Here is a 15,973-nt window from a genome sequence, read left to right on the forward strand (position 1 = left end):
ACTTAAGTAAGTGATTCGGGATAAGCTCCCTGGCCGCCTACCTGCAACTCGAATGCTAAAGGGTAAAATTAATAAGACGGTTATTTATCGTTTGGATTAAGGGCCGCTGTCAACCGTTGCTGTACTTCCTGTTGCAACTCATCATTAAGAGCACGCCGGTCGGCGGTGGCTATTATAAATAAATCTTCTACTCGCTCACCAATTGTCGTAATGCGCGCGCCATGAAGCGAGATACCCAGATCTGCAAACACTTCCCCGACGTGTGCCAGCAGGCCGGGCCGATCTAAAGCAATCAGCTCCAGGAACGAGCGCCTGTCGGTATGGGTTGGCAGGAAATTGACCTCGGTATCGACGGTAAAGTGGCGCAGTTTGGCAGACTGGCGGCGCGGCTGCGGGGTTTGCCAGCTTGCCTGGGTAATGGCCTGCTCAATGCTGTGGCGGATAAGATCGTGGCGGTCGGCAGAGAGCGGGCTGCCGTCCGGCTCCAGCACGATAAAGGTATCCATTGCCATGCCGTCGCGGGTGGTAAAGATTTGCGCGTCATGAACGCTGAGGTTACGCCTGTCCAGCTCTGCGCAAACCGCAGCAAACAGGTGCGGCCTGTCCGGGCTCCAGATAAAAATCTCGGTGCCGCCGCGTGTGGCCTGCGGGCTAAGTAAGATCATCGGCTTGCTGAGGTCGTGTTTGAGCAAATGACGCGCATGCCAGGCAATTTGATTTGGCGTGTGGCGGACAAAATAGTTTGCCCGGCAGCGGCGCCAGATATGATGCAGCGCTTCTTCATTGATGTTATCCATACGCAGCAACGCCAGTGCCTGCAGCTGATGGTGGCGCACGCGTTCGCGCATATCCGGGCTGTTTTGCATCCCGCGGCGCAGCTGTTTTTCGGTGGCGAAGTACAGCTCGCGCAACAGGCTCTGTTTCCAGCTGTTCCACAGGGTTTCGTTGGTGGCGCAGATATCGGCCACCGTCAGGCAAACCAGGTAACGCAGGCGATTTTCGGTTTGCACTTCTTCGGCAAACTGTTTAATGACTTCCGGGTCCTGAATATCGCGGCGCTGTGCGGTGACCGACATCAGCAAATGCTGGCGTACCAGCCATGCGACGAGCTGCGTTTCGCGGGAGTTCAGGCCGTGCAGTTCGGCAAATTTTAATACGTCCTGCGCGCCGAGTACCGAATGATCGCCACCGCGACCTTTAGCGATGTCGTGGAACAGGGCGGCAATCAGAATCAGTTCCGGGTGCGACAGGCGCGGCCAGAGATCGACGCACAAAGGGTGTTTCGGGCGCGTCTCTTCTTTGGCGAAACTTTCCAGTTTTTGCAGTACGCGAATGGTGTGTTCATCGACGGTGTAGGCATGGAACAGGTCAAACTGCATCTGGCCGACGATATGCGACCACTGCGGCATGTAAGCCCAGAGCACGCTGTGGCGGTGCATAGGGAGTAACGCCCGACTCACGGCACCGGGGTGGCGCAGTATGGTGAGAAAGAGATCGCGCGCTTCGGGAATGTAGCACAGCGGCTGGGCCAGATGACGGCGAGCATGGCGCAAATGGCGCAGGGTGGTGGAGTAAATCCCGGTAATGTCGCGGTTACGCACCATCATGTAAAACATGCGCAGAATCGCCTGCGGTTCGCGCATAAATAGCGTTTCGTCGCGCAGGTCAATCAAGGTGCCGCGCAGCTGGAAATCATCGTCGAGCGGACGGGGTTTTTCGTCGGCCGACAGCGCAAGAATTGCTTCGTCAAATAGCTGTAGCAGCATCTGGTTAAGTTCGCTGACGCGGCGGGTCACACGATAGAAATCTTTCATCATCTGTTCAACCGGCTGGTTGCCTTCACCGTGGTAGTTCAGGCGTTGGGCGACGCTTAACTGGCGGTCGAACAGCAGACGGTTGTCGTAGCGATTCACTTCAAGGTGCAATGCGAAACGGATGCGCCACAGCAGGTGCTGACACTCATCAAGCTCGTTGCGCTCGGCTTCGGTCAAAAAGCCAAAGCCCACCATTTCCCTTAGCGAGGTGGCGCCAAAATGGCGGCGGGCGACCCATTGCAGCGTGTGAATATCGCGCAAGCCGCCCGGGCTGCTTTTGATATCCGGCTCAAGATTATAGCTGGTGCCGTGGTAGCGCTGGTGGCGCTCGCTCTGTTCATCAATTTTGGCGGCAAAGAATTTGGCCGACGGCCAGAAGCCATCGCTGAATATATATTTTTGCAGCTCAAGGAACAGGGCGACATCGCCAATCAACAAGCGCGACTCAATCAGGTTGGTGGCCACGGTTAAATCAGACAGGCCTTCGAGCAGGCACTCTTCCAGCGTGCGTACGCTGTGGCCCACTTCCAGCTTCACGTCCCACAGTAGCGTGAGCAGTTCGCCGATTTTTTGCGCCTGTTTTTCGCTTAGCCGCTTACGGCTGAGGATCAGCAAATCAATGTCAGACAAGGGGTGCAATTCACCGCGCCCGTAGCCGCCTACCGCGACCAGCGCGGTTTCAGCGCCGTCCCCGAAGCCGTAGCTGAGCCACAAGCGTTGCAGCAGCTGGTCGATAAATTCGGTGCGCGCATCGATCAGCTGTTCGGCAGAGATACCGTCGTCGAATGCGGTTCCCAGCCATTGCTGGAAGAGATCGAGGCGGGTTTTGATCTCGCTGCAAGTCAGCGCTGAGTCTGGCCAGTTGACGGGGTATTCAGGTTGCCCGGAAATCTCAGGAAGCACAGCGGTTGCGTACTGCTCGGGTAAACTCGGTGTCATGTCGCCATCCATAAAAAAAGCCGGCGCGGGCCGGCTTCGATTGCTGACTTGCGCCAGGCGAATCACTCGTTATGCGAAATCACATTCGGGATGGTGTCATCCTTACGCAACGTGAGAATTTCGCAGCCGTTATCTGTCACCACAATAGTATGCTCGTATTGTGCAGACAAGCTGCGATCTTTGGTTTTCACCGTCCAGCCGTCTTTCATGGTGCGAATGCGGTAATCACCCGCGTTGACCATAGGTTCAATGGTGAACGTCATGCCCGGCTGCAAAATGACGCCGCTGTCATCCGCGTCATAATGCAAAACCTGTGGCTCTTCATGGAATACGCGGCCAATACCGTGTCCGCAATATTCGCGCACTACAGAAAACCCTTCTGCTTCAACGAACTTCTGAATGGCTGCACCCAGAGTACGCAGGCGAATGCCGGGTTTGACCATGCGCAAGGATAAATAAAGGCTCTCCTGCGTCACGCGGCACAGGCGCTCACCGAGAATAGTCGGTTTGCCTACGATAAACATTTTTGAGGTGTCGCCGTGGTATTCATCCTTAATTACGGTGACGTCGATATTGACGATATCGCCATCTTTCAGGATCTTCGCGTCGTCTGGAATACCGTGACAAACCACTTCGTTAATAGAGATGCACACGGATTTTGGGAAGCCGTGATAACCCAGGCAGGCAGAGATAGCCTGCTGCTGGTTAACGATGTAATCGTTACAAATACGGTCCAGTTCGCCGGTGCTGATGCCCGGTTGTACGTGGGGTTCAATCATTTCCAGAACTTCAGCGGCAAGTTTGCCCGCCACGCGCATTTTTTCGATTTCTTCAGGTGTTTTAATTGAGATAGCCATTAATTCTGTCCGCAGGTGTCGTCGTCATCGACAATAATTGAGCAGTGAGTCGGGCAATGGTATCAGGGCCCGGGATCGGTGCCAAATCGAGAATCAGTGTCCGCACTCTTTGCTAACAACTATTGGAGTCCGCGTTGGTTTTATGGTATAAAGCGCGCCGGACTTGTATTCCGATTTTTCGGATACGGCCAACACTCTCACTTTGTGTAAATAACACACACGTATCGACACATATTCCGGGGTGCCCTTTGGGGTCGGTAATATGGGATGCGTGGAGGCTTAACCCCAATTACTCTATAGAGGTTTTAAACATGGCAACTGTTTCCATGCGCGACATGCTCAAGGCTGGTGTTCACTTCGGTCACCAAACCCGTTACTGGAACCCGAAAATGAAGCCTTTCATCTTCGGCGCACGTAACAAAGTTCACATCATCAACCTTGAAAAAACTGTCCCAATGTTCAACGAAGCTCTGGCTGAACTGAGCAAGATCTCTTCTCGTAAAGGTAAAATCCTTTTCGTTGGTACTAAGCGCGCAGCAAGCGAACCAGTAAAAGAAGCTGCTCTGAGCTGCGATCAGTTCTTCGTGAACCATCGCTGGTTGGGCGGTATGCTGACTAACTGGAAAACCGTTCGTCAGTCCATCAAACGTTTGAAAGATCTGGAAATCCAGTCTCAGGACGGTACCTTCGACAAACTGACCAAGAAAGAAGCGCTGATGCGTACCCGTGAGCTGGATAAGTTGGAAAACAGCCTGGGTGGTATCAAGGATATGGGCGGTCTGCCGGATGCTCTGTTTGTTATCGACGCCGATCACGAACACATTGCAATCAAAGAAGCGAACAACCTGGGTATCCCAGTGTTCTCTATCGTTGATACTAACTCCGATCCAGATGGCGTTGATTTCGTTATCCCTGGTAACGACGATGCAATCCGTGCTGTAACCCTGTACCTGTCTGCTGTAGCTGCTACCGTTCGCGAAGGCCGCTCTCAGGATCTGGCTTCTCAGGCAGAAGAAAGCTTCGTAGAAGCTGAATAATAAGGTTTGCTCGCATTGAGCCCTTATTAACCAGGTATTGAATAGTTTGGTTAGGGGGCCTGTCTCAGGCCCCCTTTTTATTTTGAGCCAGGGTTCGTCTGTTGCGTGGACCAGGGCTTATCTCTCGCTACGAGATAACCGAGGATTTTAGAATGGCTGATATTACTGCTGCTCTGGTAAAAGAACTGCGTGAACGTACTGGCGCAGGCATGATGGATTGCAAAAAAGCGCTGACTGAAGCTAATGGCGACATTGAGCTGGCAATCGAAAACATGCGTAAGTCTGGTGCGATCAAAGCGGCTAAGAAAGCAGGTAACGTTGCTGCTGATGGCGTGATCAAAACTAAGATCGCAGACGGCTACGCTGTGATTCTGGAAGTTAACTGCCAGACTGACTTCGTTGCTAAAGATGGTGGTTTCCAGGCATTTGCTGACAAAGTGCTGGACGCTGCTGCTGCTGGTAAAGTGACCGACGTCGAAGTGCTGAAAGCACAGTTTGAAGAAGAGCGTGTTGCGCTGGTTGCTAAAATCGGTGAGAACATCAACATTCGTCGCGTTGCAGTTCTGGAAGGCGACGTTCTGGGTAGCTACCTGCACGGTGCTCGCATCGGTGTTGTGGTGGCAGCAAAAGGCGCTGACGAAGAGCTGGTTAAGCAAATCGCTATGCACGTTGCTGCAAGCAAGCCAGAATTCGTTAAGCCAGAAGACGTGTCTGCTGAAGTGGTTGAGAAAGAGTACCAGGTTCAGCTGGATATCGCTATGCAGTCTGGTAAGCCGAAAGAGATCGCTGAGAAAATGGTTGAAGGCCGCATGAAGAAATTCACCGGCGAAGTTTCTCTGACCGGTCAGCCTTTCGTTATCGACCCAAGCAAAACTGTTGCTCAGCTGCTCAAAGAGCACAATGCTGATGTTACAGGCTTCATCCGCTTTGAAGTGGGCGAAGGCATCCAGAAAGTTGAGACCGACTTCGCAGCAGAAGTTGCTGCAATGTCCAAACAGTCTTAATTTTCTAAAGGGAGCCGCCAATTGGCGGTTCCTTTCTATCTGGCTTTAAAAATTAGTCTGCTCAGATACAGAACAGGCTGATATGCGACACCCGTCGCCTGAATTTACCCTCCCCATTCGTTGACTGTTCCCAGGAAAGAATCATGGCTACCAATGCAAAACCTGTCTACAAACGCATTCTGCTCAAGCTAAGCGGCGAAGCTCTGCAAGGTACCGAAGGCTTCGGTATTGATGCGAGCATCCTTGATCGTATGGCTCAGGAAATTAAAGAGCTGGTTGAATTGGGCATTCAGGTCGGGGTGGTGATTGGTGGTGGCAACTTATTCCGTGGCGCAGGCCTGGCAAAAGCCGGCATGAACCGCGTTGTGGGCGACCACATGGGCATGTTGGCCACCGTGATGAACGGCCTGGCAATGCGTGATGCGCTTCATCGCGCCTATGTGAACGCCCGCCTGATGTCCGCTATTCCATTGAATGGCGTGTGTGATAACTACAGCTGGGCAGAAGCTATCAGCCTGCTGCGTAATAACCGCGTAGTTATCCTGGCGGCCGGTACCGGCAACCCGTTCTTTACCACGGACTCTGCTGCATGTTTGCGCGGCATTGAGATTGAAGCTGACGTGGTGCTGAAAGCGACGAAAGTTGATGGCGTGTTTACTGCGGATCCGGTTCAGGATCCTACCGCCACGCTTTGTGAGCAATTGACCTATACCGAAGTGCTGGAAAAAGAGCTGAAAGTGATGGATTTGGCGGCGTTTACCCTCGCCCGCGATCACAAAATACCGATTCGTGTTTTCAACATGAATAAACCAGGTGCGCTTCGCCGTGTGGTAATGGGCGAAAAAGAAGGCACATTGATCACTGAATAATTTCAGTCGCTGCGGAATCAGGGTAAGATTCGGATTCAACGACTCAGCACCATTTGAGTAACAGGCGGCCCCAGCGGGCGCCATGAATAAACAGGGCTATACTTAGCTCGCAGCGTCACCGTCGCCGCGCAAAGTGTGGTCTGGCCTAAACCAGTTTTCAAGGATTCGTAACGTGATTAGCGATATCAGAAAAGATGCCGAAGTGCGTATGGAAAAATGCGTAGAAGCATTCAAAAATCAAATCAGTAAAATCCGTACCGGCCGCGCCTCCCCATCCTTGCTTGATGGGATCATTGTGGAATATTACGGTACTCCGACTCCGCTGCGTCAGCTGGCAAGCGTCACGGTTGAAGACTCACGCACGCTGAAAATCAACGTGTTTGATCGCTCTTTGAGCCAGGCCGTGGAGAAAGCGATCATGACTTCCGATCTGGGTCTGAACCCAAGCTCTGCCGGTAGCGACATTCGCGTTCCCCTGCCAGCGCTGACGGAAGAGCGTCGTAAAGACCTGATCAAAATTGTACGTGGCGAAGCTGAAGGCGCACGCGTGGCGGTGCGTAACGTGCGCCGTGATGCTAACGACAAAGTTAAAGCGCTGCTGAAAGATAAAGAGATCGGTGAAGATGACGATCGTCGTTCCCAGGACGACGTTCAGAAAATGACTGATGCTGCTATCAAAAAAGTAGACGCGGCTCTGGCTGAGAAAGAAGCTGAGCTGATGCAGTTCTAATCCGTTGAGATAACGGATCAAACGCCGTATACAAGCAGGGCTTAAACGCCCGGGCATTGTTTACGGCGTTTTGTTTTTAGCTCGCAGGTGTCGGTAAGGTCTTCCTGTCGCGACACACTTTTATCTGATTGTTGAAACTAAAATTCCAGAGCGCCTCATGAAGCAACTGACCATTCTTGGCTCAACCGGATCTATCGGTACCAGCACCCTTAGCGTTGTTCGTCATAATCCTGAAAAATTTGCCGTTACCGCTCTGGTTGCCGGGAAAAATGTCAGGCGCATGGCTGAACAGTGCCTGGAGTTTAAGCCACGCTGGGCGGTGATGGATGATGAAGCCTCTGCCCGTGAGCTACGCCATCTGCTGCAAGCGCAGGGGAGTGCGACCGAGGTGCTGGCGGGGCAGCAGGCGGCATGCGAAATGGCCGCGCTGGATGAAGTGAATCAGGTGATGGCTGCCATTGTGGGGGCCGCAGGGCTACTCCCTACGCTTGCAGCGATTGCCGCAGGCAAGCAAGTGTTACTGGCAAATAAAGAGTCACTGGTGACCTGTGGGCGTCTGTTTATGGATGCGGTACAGCGCAGTCACGCCCAGCTTCTGCCTATCGACAGTGAACACAACGCCATTTTTCAGAGTTTGCCGGAAACAATTCAGCGCAGCCTCGGGTACGCTGACCTTGAGAGTAACGGCGTTGCGTCGATTATTCTTACCGGATCGGGTGGCCCGTTCCGTGAGACGCTTTTGAGCGAACTTGCGGGGATGACGCCGGAGCAGGCCTGTCGCCATCCGAACTGGTCGATGGGGCGTAAAATCTCCGTCGACTCGGCCACCATGATGAACAAAGGTCTCGAATACATTGAAGCCCGCTGGCTATTCAATGCAGATGCTAAACAAATGGAAGTGCTGATCCATCCGCAGTCGGTTATCCACTCGATGGTGCGCTATCGTGATGGCAGCGTGCTGGCGCAGCTAGGCGCGCCAGATATGCGTACCCCAATCGCCCACGCGATGGCATTCCCGCAGCGTGTGCGGTCAGGTGTTGAGCCGCTCGATTTTTGTAAGATTGGGACTTTCACCTTTATGGAGCCGGACTATCAGCGCTATCCTTGCCTGAAGCTGGCAATGGAAGCCTTTGAGCAAGGGCAGGCGGCCACCACGGTGCTCAATGCGGCAAATGAAGTTGTGGTTGAGGCTTTCTTACAACAGCAGCTGCGTTTTACCGACATTGCTTCTTTAAACCACGCGGTCCTCGATAGCGTTGCGCTGACGGAGCCTGAGAGCGTGGAGGAAGTGATAGCCGTTGATGCAAAAGCGCGCGAGGTCGCGCGAAATTTGGTGACGCGCGTCGCTTCCCGATGATTATTCATTCGGCTGATGTGCCTCTATTTGTTAGCTCTGTGCTTCAGTGATATAGTCTGCGCCATCTTTCGGTCAGAAATTGCTGGCTGAATGGTTGGTAAGCCGTGTTATAGCACGGCTTTTTTATGGAAAGCTGAAATCATTCTGAGTACCGCTTAATCCTTATCTGGGAATCATTACGCGTTATGTTGTCTGCAAATGAAACACAATCTGAACATGGCGCGCGTCATGTTGCCATTATTATGGATGGCAACGGGCGCTGGGCAAAACGACAAGGGAAGATGAGGGTTTCCGGCCATAAGGCGGGAGCGAAATCTGTTCGCCGGGCGGTGAGTTTTGCGGCAAATAATGGTATTGATGCGCTGACGCTCTATGCTTTCAGTAGTGAAAACTGGAATCGTCCGGCGCAGGAAGTTAGCGCATTAATGGAGCTGTTTGTGTGGGCTTTAGACAGTGAAGTCAAAAACCTGCACCGTCACAATGTCCGTTTGCGTATTATCGGCGATACCAGTCGATTTCATGTTCGCCTGCAGGAACGAATCAAAAAAGCCGAAGCCTTAACCCGTGCCAATACCGGTTTGACGCTCAACATCGCCGCGAATTATGGCGGTCGTTGGGATATTATCCAGGGGGTTCGGCGTCTTGCCGAACAGGTACAGGAAGGCTTACTGCGACCAGACCAGATTGATGAAGAGATGCTAAGTCAGCAAATCTGCATGAATGAACTGGCTCCCGTAGATTTAGTAATTAGGACAGGGGGAGAACATCGTATCAGTAACTTTCTGATTTGGCAGATTGCCTACGCAGAACTTTATTTCACCGATGTTCTTTGGCCTGATTTCGATGAACAAGACTTTGAAGGTGCACTCCATGCTTTTGCAAATCGAGAGCGTCGTTTCGGCGGCACGGCACCTGGTAGTGAGTAAGCCTGTTGGGGGTCACTTTTGCTGAAGTATCGCCTGCTTTCTGCGTTTATTTTAATCCCGGTGGTGATTGCCGCGCTGTTCTGGCTACCACCTCCAGGCTTTGCTATTACGACCCTTGTGGTTTGTATGCTGGCAGCCTGGGAATGGGGACAACTGGCCGGTTTTAAAGCACGTTCGCAACGTGTCTGGCTTGCGGTGCTGTGTGGTCTGCTGCTGGCGTTGATGCTTTATGCATTACCAGAATACCAGCGCACGGTGCATATCCCGCTCGTTGAGATATCACTATGGGCATCCCTTGCCTGGTGGTTTGCCGCGCTGTTACTGGTGCTGTTCTATCCGAGGTCGGCATCTTTCTGGCGTGATTCAAAAGCGTTGCGTCTGTTGTTTGGCGTATTAACGATTGTGCCGTTTTTCTGGGGCATGATTGTGCTGCGTAACTGGCATTATGATATCAACCATTACACCGGTTCAATCTGGCTGTTATACGTGATGGTTCTGGTGTGGGGGGCTGACTCCGGCGCCTATATGTTTGGTAAAATGTTTGGCAAACATAAGCTCGCGCCGAAGGTCTCTCCGGGTAAAACCTGGCAGGGTTTTTTTGGCGGCTTGTTCACTTCTGCGGTAATCTCGCTGCTGTTTGGCATGTGGGCGAATCTCGAGGTGGCGCCGGTTATCCTGTTAACCTGCTCGGTCATTGCCGCCCTGGCTTCGGTGCTGGGGGATTTAACCGAAAGTATGTTTAAACGTGAAGCAGGGATTAAAGATAGCGGTCACCTGATCCCCGGTCACGGTGGTATCCTTGACCGCATAGATAGCCTCACAGCAGCAGTACCGGTCTTTGCCTGTCTGTTATTGCTGGTATTCAGGACGATTTAACGGAAGGTTATATGCTGAGCTTACTCTGGAATTTGGCTGCATTTATCGTTGCACTGGGGGTGTTAATTACCGTGCATGAGTTCGGCCATTTTTGGGTTGCTCGCCGCATGGGCGTTAAAGTAGAGCGCTTTTCCATCGGTTTTGGTAAAGCGCTCTGGCGCCGTTGTGACCGCCAGGGGACAGAATTTGTCATCGCCCTGATCCCGCTGGGCGGCTATGTCAAAATGCTTGATGAGCGCGTTGAGCCGGTAATGCCGGAACTGCGCCACCAGGCCTTCAATAATAAAACCGTTTCTCAACGCGCAGCCATTATTGCTGCCGGTCCGATTGCCAACTTTATCTTCGCCGTGTTTGCATACTGGCTGGTGTTTATCATCGGCGTTCCCGGCGTTCGCCCCGTGGTGGGTGAAATTGCGCCCGACTCGATTGCCGCGCAAGCACAAATTACACCAGGCATGGAACTTAAAGCGATAGATGGTATCGAAACGCCTGATTGGGAATCCGTTCAGCTGGCGCTTATGGCCAGGATTGGCGATGAGAGCGTCAGACTGACCATGGCGCCGCTGGGTTCGCATTTGACGAGTGAAAAAACGCTCGATTTGCGCCACTGGCAGTTTGCGCCAGAAAAGCAGAACCCGATTACCTCACTGGGCATCGTGCCTCGTGGCCCGCAGATTGAAACGGTGCTACAAGAAGTGCAGCCGAACTCCGCCGCGAACAAAGCGGGTTTGCAAGCCGGAGACAGGATCGTTAAAGTCAACGATACGGCGCTCTCTCAGTGGACAGAATTTGTCAGCCTGGTGCGTGACAATCCAGGCCAGCCGCTGGCGCTGGAAATAGAAAGACAAGGGACGCTCTTGTCTTTAACGCTAATACCGGATACAAAACCGGGTAACGCGAAAGCTGAAGGGTTTGCGGGGGTGGTACCGAAGGTTATCCCGCTGCCTGATGAGTACAAAACAGTACGCCAGTATGGGCCGTTTGCCGCAGTTGCAGAAGCCACGGATAAAACCTGGCAACTGATGAAGCTGACGGTCAATATGCTGGGAAAATTAATAACCGGTGACATCAAGTTAAACAATCTCAGTGGGCCAATCTCCATAGCTCAAGGGGCAGGGATGTCAGCGGAATCCGGGTTGATTTACTACCTGATGTTCCTGGCGCTAATCAGCGTCAATCTGGGGATTATCAACCTGTTTCCGTTACCCGTCCTCGACGGGGGGCATCTGCTCTTTTTGGCGATTGAAAAGCTGAAAGGTGGGCCGGTTTCCGAGCGAGTTCAAGACTTTAGTTACCGCATTGGCTCGATATTGCTGGTGCTGTTGATGGGGCTTGCACTTTTCAATGATTTCTCTCGCTTTTAGAGAGAATAGGTTAGGAAGAACGCATAACAACGATGGCGATGAAAAAGTTGCTCATAGCGTCGCTGCTGTTTAGCAGCGCCACCGTATACGGTGCAGACGGGTTCGTAGTGAAGGATATTCATTTCGAAGGCCTGCAGCGAGTCGCCGTCGGTGCGGCCCTCCTCAGCATGCCGGTGCGCCCAGGCGATACCGTCTCTGACGAGGATATCAGTAATACTATTCGTGCACTGTTTGCGACCGGGAACTTCGAAGATGTCCGGGTGCTGCGTGATGGCGAAACGTTAGTTGTTCAGGTGAAAGAACGCCCGACAATTGCGAGTATTACCTTCTCAGGTAACAAGTCCGTGAAGGACGATATGCTGAAACAGAACCTTGAGGCTTCTGGCGTGCGTGTCGGCGAATCACTGGATCGCACCACCCTTGCCGATATTGAAAAAGGGCTGGAAGATTTCTACTACAGCGTGGGTAAGTACAGCGCCAGCGTAAAAGCCGTGGTTACGCCACTGCCGCGTAACCGTGTTGACCTGAAACTGGTATTCCAGGAAGGCGTTTCAGCCAAAATTCAGCAAATCAACATCGTGGGTAACCATGCGTTTACCACTGACGAACTCATTTCGCACTTCCAGCTGCGTGATGAAGTGCCGTGGTGGAACGTGGTGGGCGATCGTAAATATCAGAAGCAGAAGCTTGCCGGTGACTTAGAGACCCTGCGCAGCTACTACCTGGATCGCGGTTATGCGCGCTTTAACATCGATTCCACGCAGGTCAGCCTGACCCCTGATAAAAAAAGCATTTACGTGACTATCAACGTCACAGAAGGCGAACAGTACAAGCTGTCTGGCGTCACGGTGAAGGGGAATCTGGCCGGGCATTCAGCAGAAATTGAAACCCTGACGAAACTCAAGCCGGGCGAGCTTTATAACGGCACCAAAGTGACCAGGATGGAAGACGACATCAAGCAGCTGCTGGGTCGTTATGGTTACGCCTATCCGCGCGTGCAAACACAGCCTGAAATCAACGATGCTGATAAAACCGTTAAGCTTCACGTGAATGTTGATTCGGGTAACCGTTACTACGTACGTAAAATTCGCTTCGAAGGCAACGACACCAGTAAAGACTCCGTACTGCGTCGCGAAATGCGCCAGATGGAAGGGACCTGGCTGGGGAGCGATCTTGTCGACTCAGGCAAAAATCGCCTCAATCGTCTGGGCTATTTCGAAACGGTAGATGTTGATACGCAGCGTGTGCCGGGTAGCCCCGATCAGGTTGACATCGTCTACAAAGTTAAAGAGCGCAACACCGGCAGCTTCAACTTCGGTGTGGGCTACGGTACGGAAAGCGGTATCAGTTTCCAGGTCGGTGTCCAGCAGGACAACTGGTTAGGGACCGGCTACTCCGTGGGTATCAACGGGACCAAAAACGATTATCAGACCTATGCTGAACTGTCGTTAACCGACCCGTACTTTACCGTTGACGGCGTAAGCCTGGGCGGCCGTGTCTTCTACAACGACTTTAAAGCCGATGACGCGGATCTTTCTGACTACACCAACACCAGCTACGGCGTGGACGGAACCCTCGGCTTCCCGGTTAATGAAAACAATACATTGCGTCTGGGCTTAGGTTACGTGCACAACGACCTGTCCAATATGCAGCCGCAGGTTGCGATGTGGCGTTATCTGGACTCTGTGGGCCAAAGCGCCTCTAAAAATTCGGATAACAACGGCTTCGCGGCTGATGACTTCACCCTGAACTATGGCTGGACGTACAACAAGCTTGACCGCGGCTACTTCCCAACCGAAGGCTCTCGTGTGAATCTGAACGGTAAAGTGACCGTACCGGGCTCGGATAACGAGTTCTATAAGGTGACGCTGGATACGGCAAGCTATTTCCCAATCGATGAAGATCATACCTGGGTGATGTTAGGCCGTACTCGTTGGGGCTACGGTGATGGCCTGGGCGGCAAAGAGATGCCGTTCTATGAAAACTTCTATGCCGGTGGCTCCAGTACCGTGCGCGGTTTCCAGTCCAATAACATTGGTCCGAAAGCGGTCTACTTCGGTGGCAACGATACGGATAACTGTAATAAAACTTCATCAAATGAAGTTTGTAGTTCCGACGATGCGGTCGGCGGTAACGCAATGGCAGTGGCAAGTTTAGAACTTATCACCCCAACGCCATTCCTGAGCGATAAGTACGCGAACTCCGTTCGTACTTCTCTGTTCATGGATGCCGGTACTGTCTGGGATACTAACTGGGACAATACGACGTATGCCGCCAGTGGGATCCCTGATTACAGTGACCCGAGTAATATCCGTATGTCAGCCGGTATCGCCCTGCAGTGGATGTCTCCGCTAGGGCCGCTGGTGTTCTCTTATGCCCAACCGTTTAAAAAGTACGAAGGCGACAAAGCGGAACAGTTCCAGTTTAACATTGGTAAAACCTGGTAACGGTTCTGTACGACGGATTGCGTAACAGCAGTGTAGCGTTGATGCCGGTTCGCGATATGCGCAACTGGCTCACGCAAAAAAGAGTGTCTCAGGACACATTCGGGATGGTAAGGAGTTTATTGTGAAAAAGTGGTTATTTGCCGCAGGTCTCGGCCTCGCTATGGCTGCATCTGCCAGCGTTCAGGCAGCTGACAGCATTGCTGTAGTTAACATGGGTAACCTTTTCCAACAGGTTGCACAGAGCACCGGTGTGTCCAGAACTCTGGAAAACGAGTTTAAAGGCCGCGCAAGCGAGTTGCAGAATATGGAAGGCGATCTGCAATCCAAAATGCAAAAGCTGCAACGCGACGGTTCTACCATGAAAGCGGCTGACCGTAGCAAAATGGAAAAAGATCTGATGGCTCAGCGCCAGCAGTTCCAGACCAAAGCTCAGGCATTCGAACAGGACCGCCAGCGTCGTTCTAACGAAGAGCGTGGCAAACTGGTGACTCGCATTCAGAGCGCGGTGAAGAAAGTTGCCGACGACAAAGGCTACGACGTAGTGCTGGATGCTAACACCGTTGCTTATGCAGGCAGCAGCGTAAAAGACATCACTTCAGATGTTCTGAAACAGGTTAAATAAGTAATGTCTTCAATTCGACTGGCTGATTTAGCCCAGCAGTTGGATGCACAATTGCACGGTGATGGCGATCTCGTCATCACCGGCGTTGCATCTATGCAAACGGCCCAGGCTGGCCAAATCACGTTTATGGTTAACCCGCGTTACCGTGAGCAATTGGCTGTTTGCCAGGCTTCTGCCGTCGTAATGACTGAAGCCGATCTTCCTTTCGCCCATAGCGCGGCACTGGTAGTGAAGAACCCCTACCTGACCTATGCGCACATGGCGCAAATTCTTGACTCCACGCCGCAGCCTGCGCAAAACATCGCACCGAGTGCGGTGGTTGATGCGAGTGCGATACTGGGTAATAACGTTGCCATTGGTGCTAATGCGGTGATTGAGTCCGGCGTCGTGCTGGGTGATAACGTCGTCATTGGCGCGGGTTGTTTTATCGGTAAGCACAGCAAGATTGGGGCTGGAACGCGCCTGTGGGCGAATGTTTCTGTTTACCATGAGATCGAGATCGGCGAGCAGTGCCTGATTCAGTCCGGCACGGTCATTGGTTCCGATGGTTTTGGTTATGCTAACGATCGCGGCAACTGGGTGAAGATCCCCCAGCTTGGCCGGGTGATCGTTGGCGATCGGGTTGAAATCGGCGCCTGCACCACGATTGACCGCGGCGCGCTGGACGACACGATTATCGGCAATGGTGTTATCATTGATAACCAATGCCAGATTGCACATAACGTTGTGATTGGCGACAATACTGCCATTGCTGGCGGTGTGATCATGGCAGGCAGCCTGAAAATTGGCCGCTACTGCATGATTGGTGGCGCCAGTGTGATCAATGGCCATATGGAAATCTGCGATAAAGTTACCGTGACGGGAATGGGCATGGTCATGCGTCCTATTACCGAGCCGGGAATTTACTCGTCGGGGATTCCATTACAGCCTAACAAAGTGTGGCGTAAAACAGCCGCGTTGGTGATGAATATCGACGAGATCAGCAAGCGATTGAAATCCGTCGAGAAAAAAATCAATCAACCAGACTAAAAGTCACCCGCCCAAGACGCGTTAGTGCTTACTGATTTGCGGCCTGCTAGCTATCCCGAGATAGTCGCAGGCCGTGTTATTATTGTCATTTAGTACATTTAG

The 15,973-nt window shown here is 52.5% G+C and carries 13 protein-coding genes; 11 read left to right on the forward strand and 2 right to left on the reverse strand.

The window, feature by feature from the left end:
- Positions 1–80: 80 nt before the first annotated feature.
- Positions 81–2,753 (reverse strand): bifunctional uridylyltransferase/uridylyl-removing protein GlnD, encoded by a 2,673-nt coding sequence (gene glnD / locus EHN07_RS13685; RefSeq protein WP_124024654.1) that lies wholly within the window; start codon positions 2,751–2,753, stop codon positions 81–83.
- 62 nt (positions 2,754–2,815) lie between these two features.
- Complete coding sequence (gene map / locus EHN07_RS13690; protein ID WP_124024655.1) at positions 2,816–3,610, reverse strand: type I methionyl aminopeptidase; 795 nt, start codon at positions 3,608–3,610, stop codon at positions 2,816–2,818.
- Positions 3,611–3,921: 311 nt separating this feature from the next.
- On the opposite strand from map, the gene rpsB reads away from it, so the two are divergent.
- From rpsB to lpxD, 11 genes are all read left to right on the forward strand, one after another.
- Positions 3,922–4,647 (forward strand): 30S ribosomal protein S2, encoded by a 726-nt coding sequence (gene rpsB / locus EHN07_RS13695; RefSeq protein ID WP_124024656.1) that lies wholly within the window; start codon positions 3,922–3,924, stop codon positions 4,645–4,647.
- A 152-nt stretch (positions 4,648–4,799) separates the two neighbouring features.
- Positions 4,800–5,651, forward strand: coding sequence for a translation elongation factor Ts (gene tsf / locus EHN07_RS13700; protein ID WP_124024657.1), 852 nt, complete (start codon positions 4,800–4,802; stop codon positions 5,649–5,651).
- A gap of 143 nt (positions 5,652–5,794) precedes the next feature.
- Complete coding sequence (gene pyrH / locus EHN07_RS13705) at positions 5,795–6,520, forward strand: UMP kinase (RefSeq protein WP_064516322.1); 726 nt, start codon at positions 5,795–5,797, stop codon at positions 6,518–6,520.
- 172 nt (positions 6,521–6,692) lie between these two features.
- On the forward strand, positions 6,693–7,250 hold the full coding sequence (gene frr, locus EHN07_RS13710; protein WP_124024658.1) for a ribosome recycling factor: 558 nt from the start codon (positions 6,693–6,695) through the stop codon (positions 7,248–7,250).
- 157 nt (positions 7,251–7,407) lie between these two features.
- Positions 7,408–8,607: a 1-deoxy-D-xylulose-5-phosphate reductoisomerase gene (gene ispC, locus EHN07_RS13715; protein ID WP_124024659.1), complete on the forward strand. Its 1,200-nt coding sequence runs from the start codon at positions 7,408–7,410 to the stop codon at positions 8,605–8,607.
- 185 nt (positions 8,608–8,792) lie between these two features.
- The gene (gene ispU, locus EHN07_RS13720; RefSeq protein WP_124024660.1) at positions 8,793–9,533 is read left to right on the forward strand and encodes a (2E,6E)-farnesyl-diphosphate-specific ditrans,polycis-undecaprenyl-diphosphate synthase; all 741 of its coding nucleotides are present in this window, start codon (positions 8,793–8,795) and stop codon (positions 9,531–9,533) included.
- 18 nt (positions 9,534–9,551) lie between these two features.
- Positions 9,552–10,409, forward strand: coding sequence for a phosphatidate cytidylyltransferase (gene cdsA, locus EHN07_RS13725; RefSeq protein ID WP_124024661.1), 858 nt, complete (start codon positions 9,552–9,554; stop codon positions 10,407–10,409).
- An 11-nt stretch (positions 10,410–10,420) separates the two neighbouring features.
- Positions 10,421–11,773: a sigma E protease regulator RseP gene (rseP, locus tag EHN07_RS13730; protein WP_124024662.1), complete on the forward strand. Its 1,353-nt coding sequence runs from the start codon at positions 10,421–10,423 to the stop codon at positions 11,771–11,773.
- A 32-nt stretch (positions 11,774–11,805) separates the two neighbouring features.
- Positions 11,806–14,220: an outer membrane protein assembly factor BamA gene (bamA, locus tag EHN07_RS13735; RefSeq protein WP_124024663.1), complete on the forward strand. Its 2,415-nt coding sequence runs from the start codon at positions 11,806–11,808 to the stop codon at positions 14,218–14,220.
- 121 nt (positions 14,221–14,341) lie between these two features.
- Positions 14,342–14,842 (forward strand): molecular chaperone Skp, encoded by a 501-nt coding sequence (gene skp, locus EHN07_RS13740; protein ID WP_124024664.1) that lies wholly within the window; start codon positions 14,342–14,344, stop codon positions 14,840–14,842.
- 3 nt (positions 14,843–14,845) lie between these two features.
- Positions 14,846–15,871: a UDP-3-O-(3-hydroxymyristoyl)glucosamine N-acyltransferase gene (gene lpxD / locus EHN07_RS13745; protein ID WP_124024665.1), complete on the forward strand. Its 1,026-nt coding sequence runs from the start codon at positions 14,846–14,848 to the stop codon at positions 15,869–15,871.
- Positions 15,872–15,973: the final 102 nt, after the last annotated feature.

The organism is Buttiauxella warmboldiae, from assembly GCF_003818135.1.
In the GTDB taxonomy this organism is placed as follows: Bacteria; Pseudomonadota; Gammaproteobacteria; order Enterobacterales; family Enterobacteriaceae; genus Buttiauxella; species Buttiauxella warmboldiae.

Coding starts and splice junctions, on each gene's coding strand:
- rseP (WP_124024662.1), top strand. CDS start 10,421: ATGCTGAGCTTACTCTGGAATTTGGCTGCATTTATCGTTGCACTGGGG.
- rpsB (WP_124024656.1), top strand. CDS start 3,922: ATGGCAACTGTTTCCATGCGCGACATGCTCAAGGCTGGTGTTCACTTC.
- lpxD (WP_124024665.1), top strand. CDS start 14,846: ATGTCTTCAATTCGACTGGCTGATTTAGCCCAGCAGTTGGATGCACAA.
- pyrH (WP_064516322.1), top strand. CDS start 5,795: ATGGCTACCAATGCAAAACCTGTCTACAAACGCATTCTGCTCAAGCTA.
- bamA (WP_124024663.1), top strand. CDS start 11,806: ATGGCGATGAAAAAGTTGCTCATAGCGTCGCTGCTGTTTAGCAGCGCC.
- glnD (WP_124024654.1), bottom strand. CDS start 2,753: ATGACACCGAGTTTACCCGAGCAGTACGCAACCGCTGTGCTTCCTGAG.
- map (WP_124024655.1), bottom strand. CDS start 3,610: ATGGCTATCTCAATTAAAACACCTGAAGAAATCGAAAAAATGCGCGTG.
- ispU (WP_124024660.1), top strand. CDS start 8,793: ATGTTGTCTGCAAATGAAACACAATCTGAACATGGCGCGCGTCATGTT.
- tsf (WP_124024657.1), top strand. CDS start 4,800: ATGGCTGATATTACTGCTGCTCTGGTAAAAGAACTGCGTGAACGTACT.
- ispC (WP_124024659.1), top strand. CDS start 7,408: ATGAAGCAACTGACCATTCTTGGCTCAACCGGATCTATCGGTACCAGC.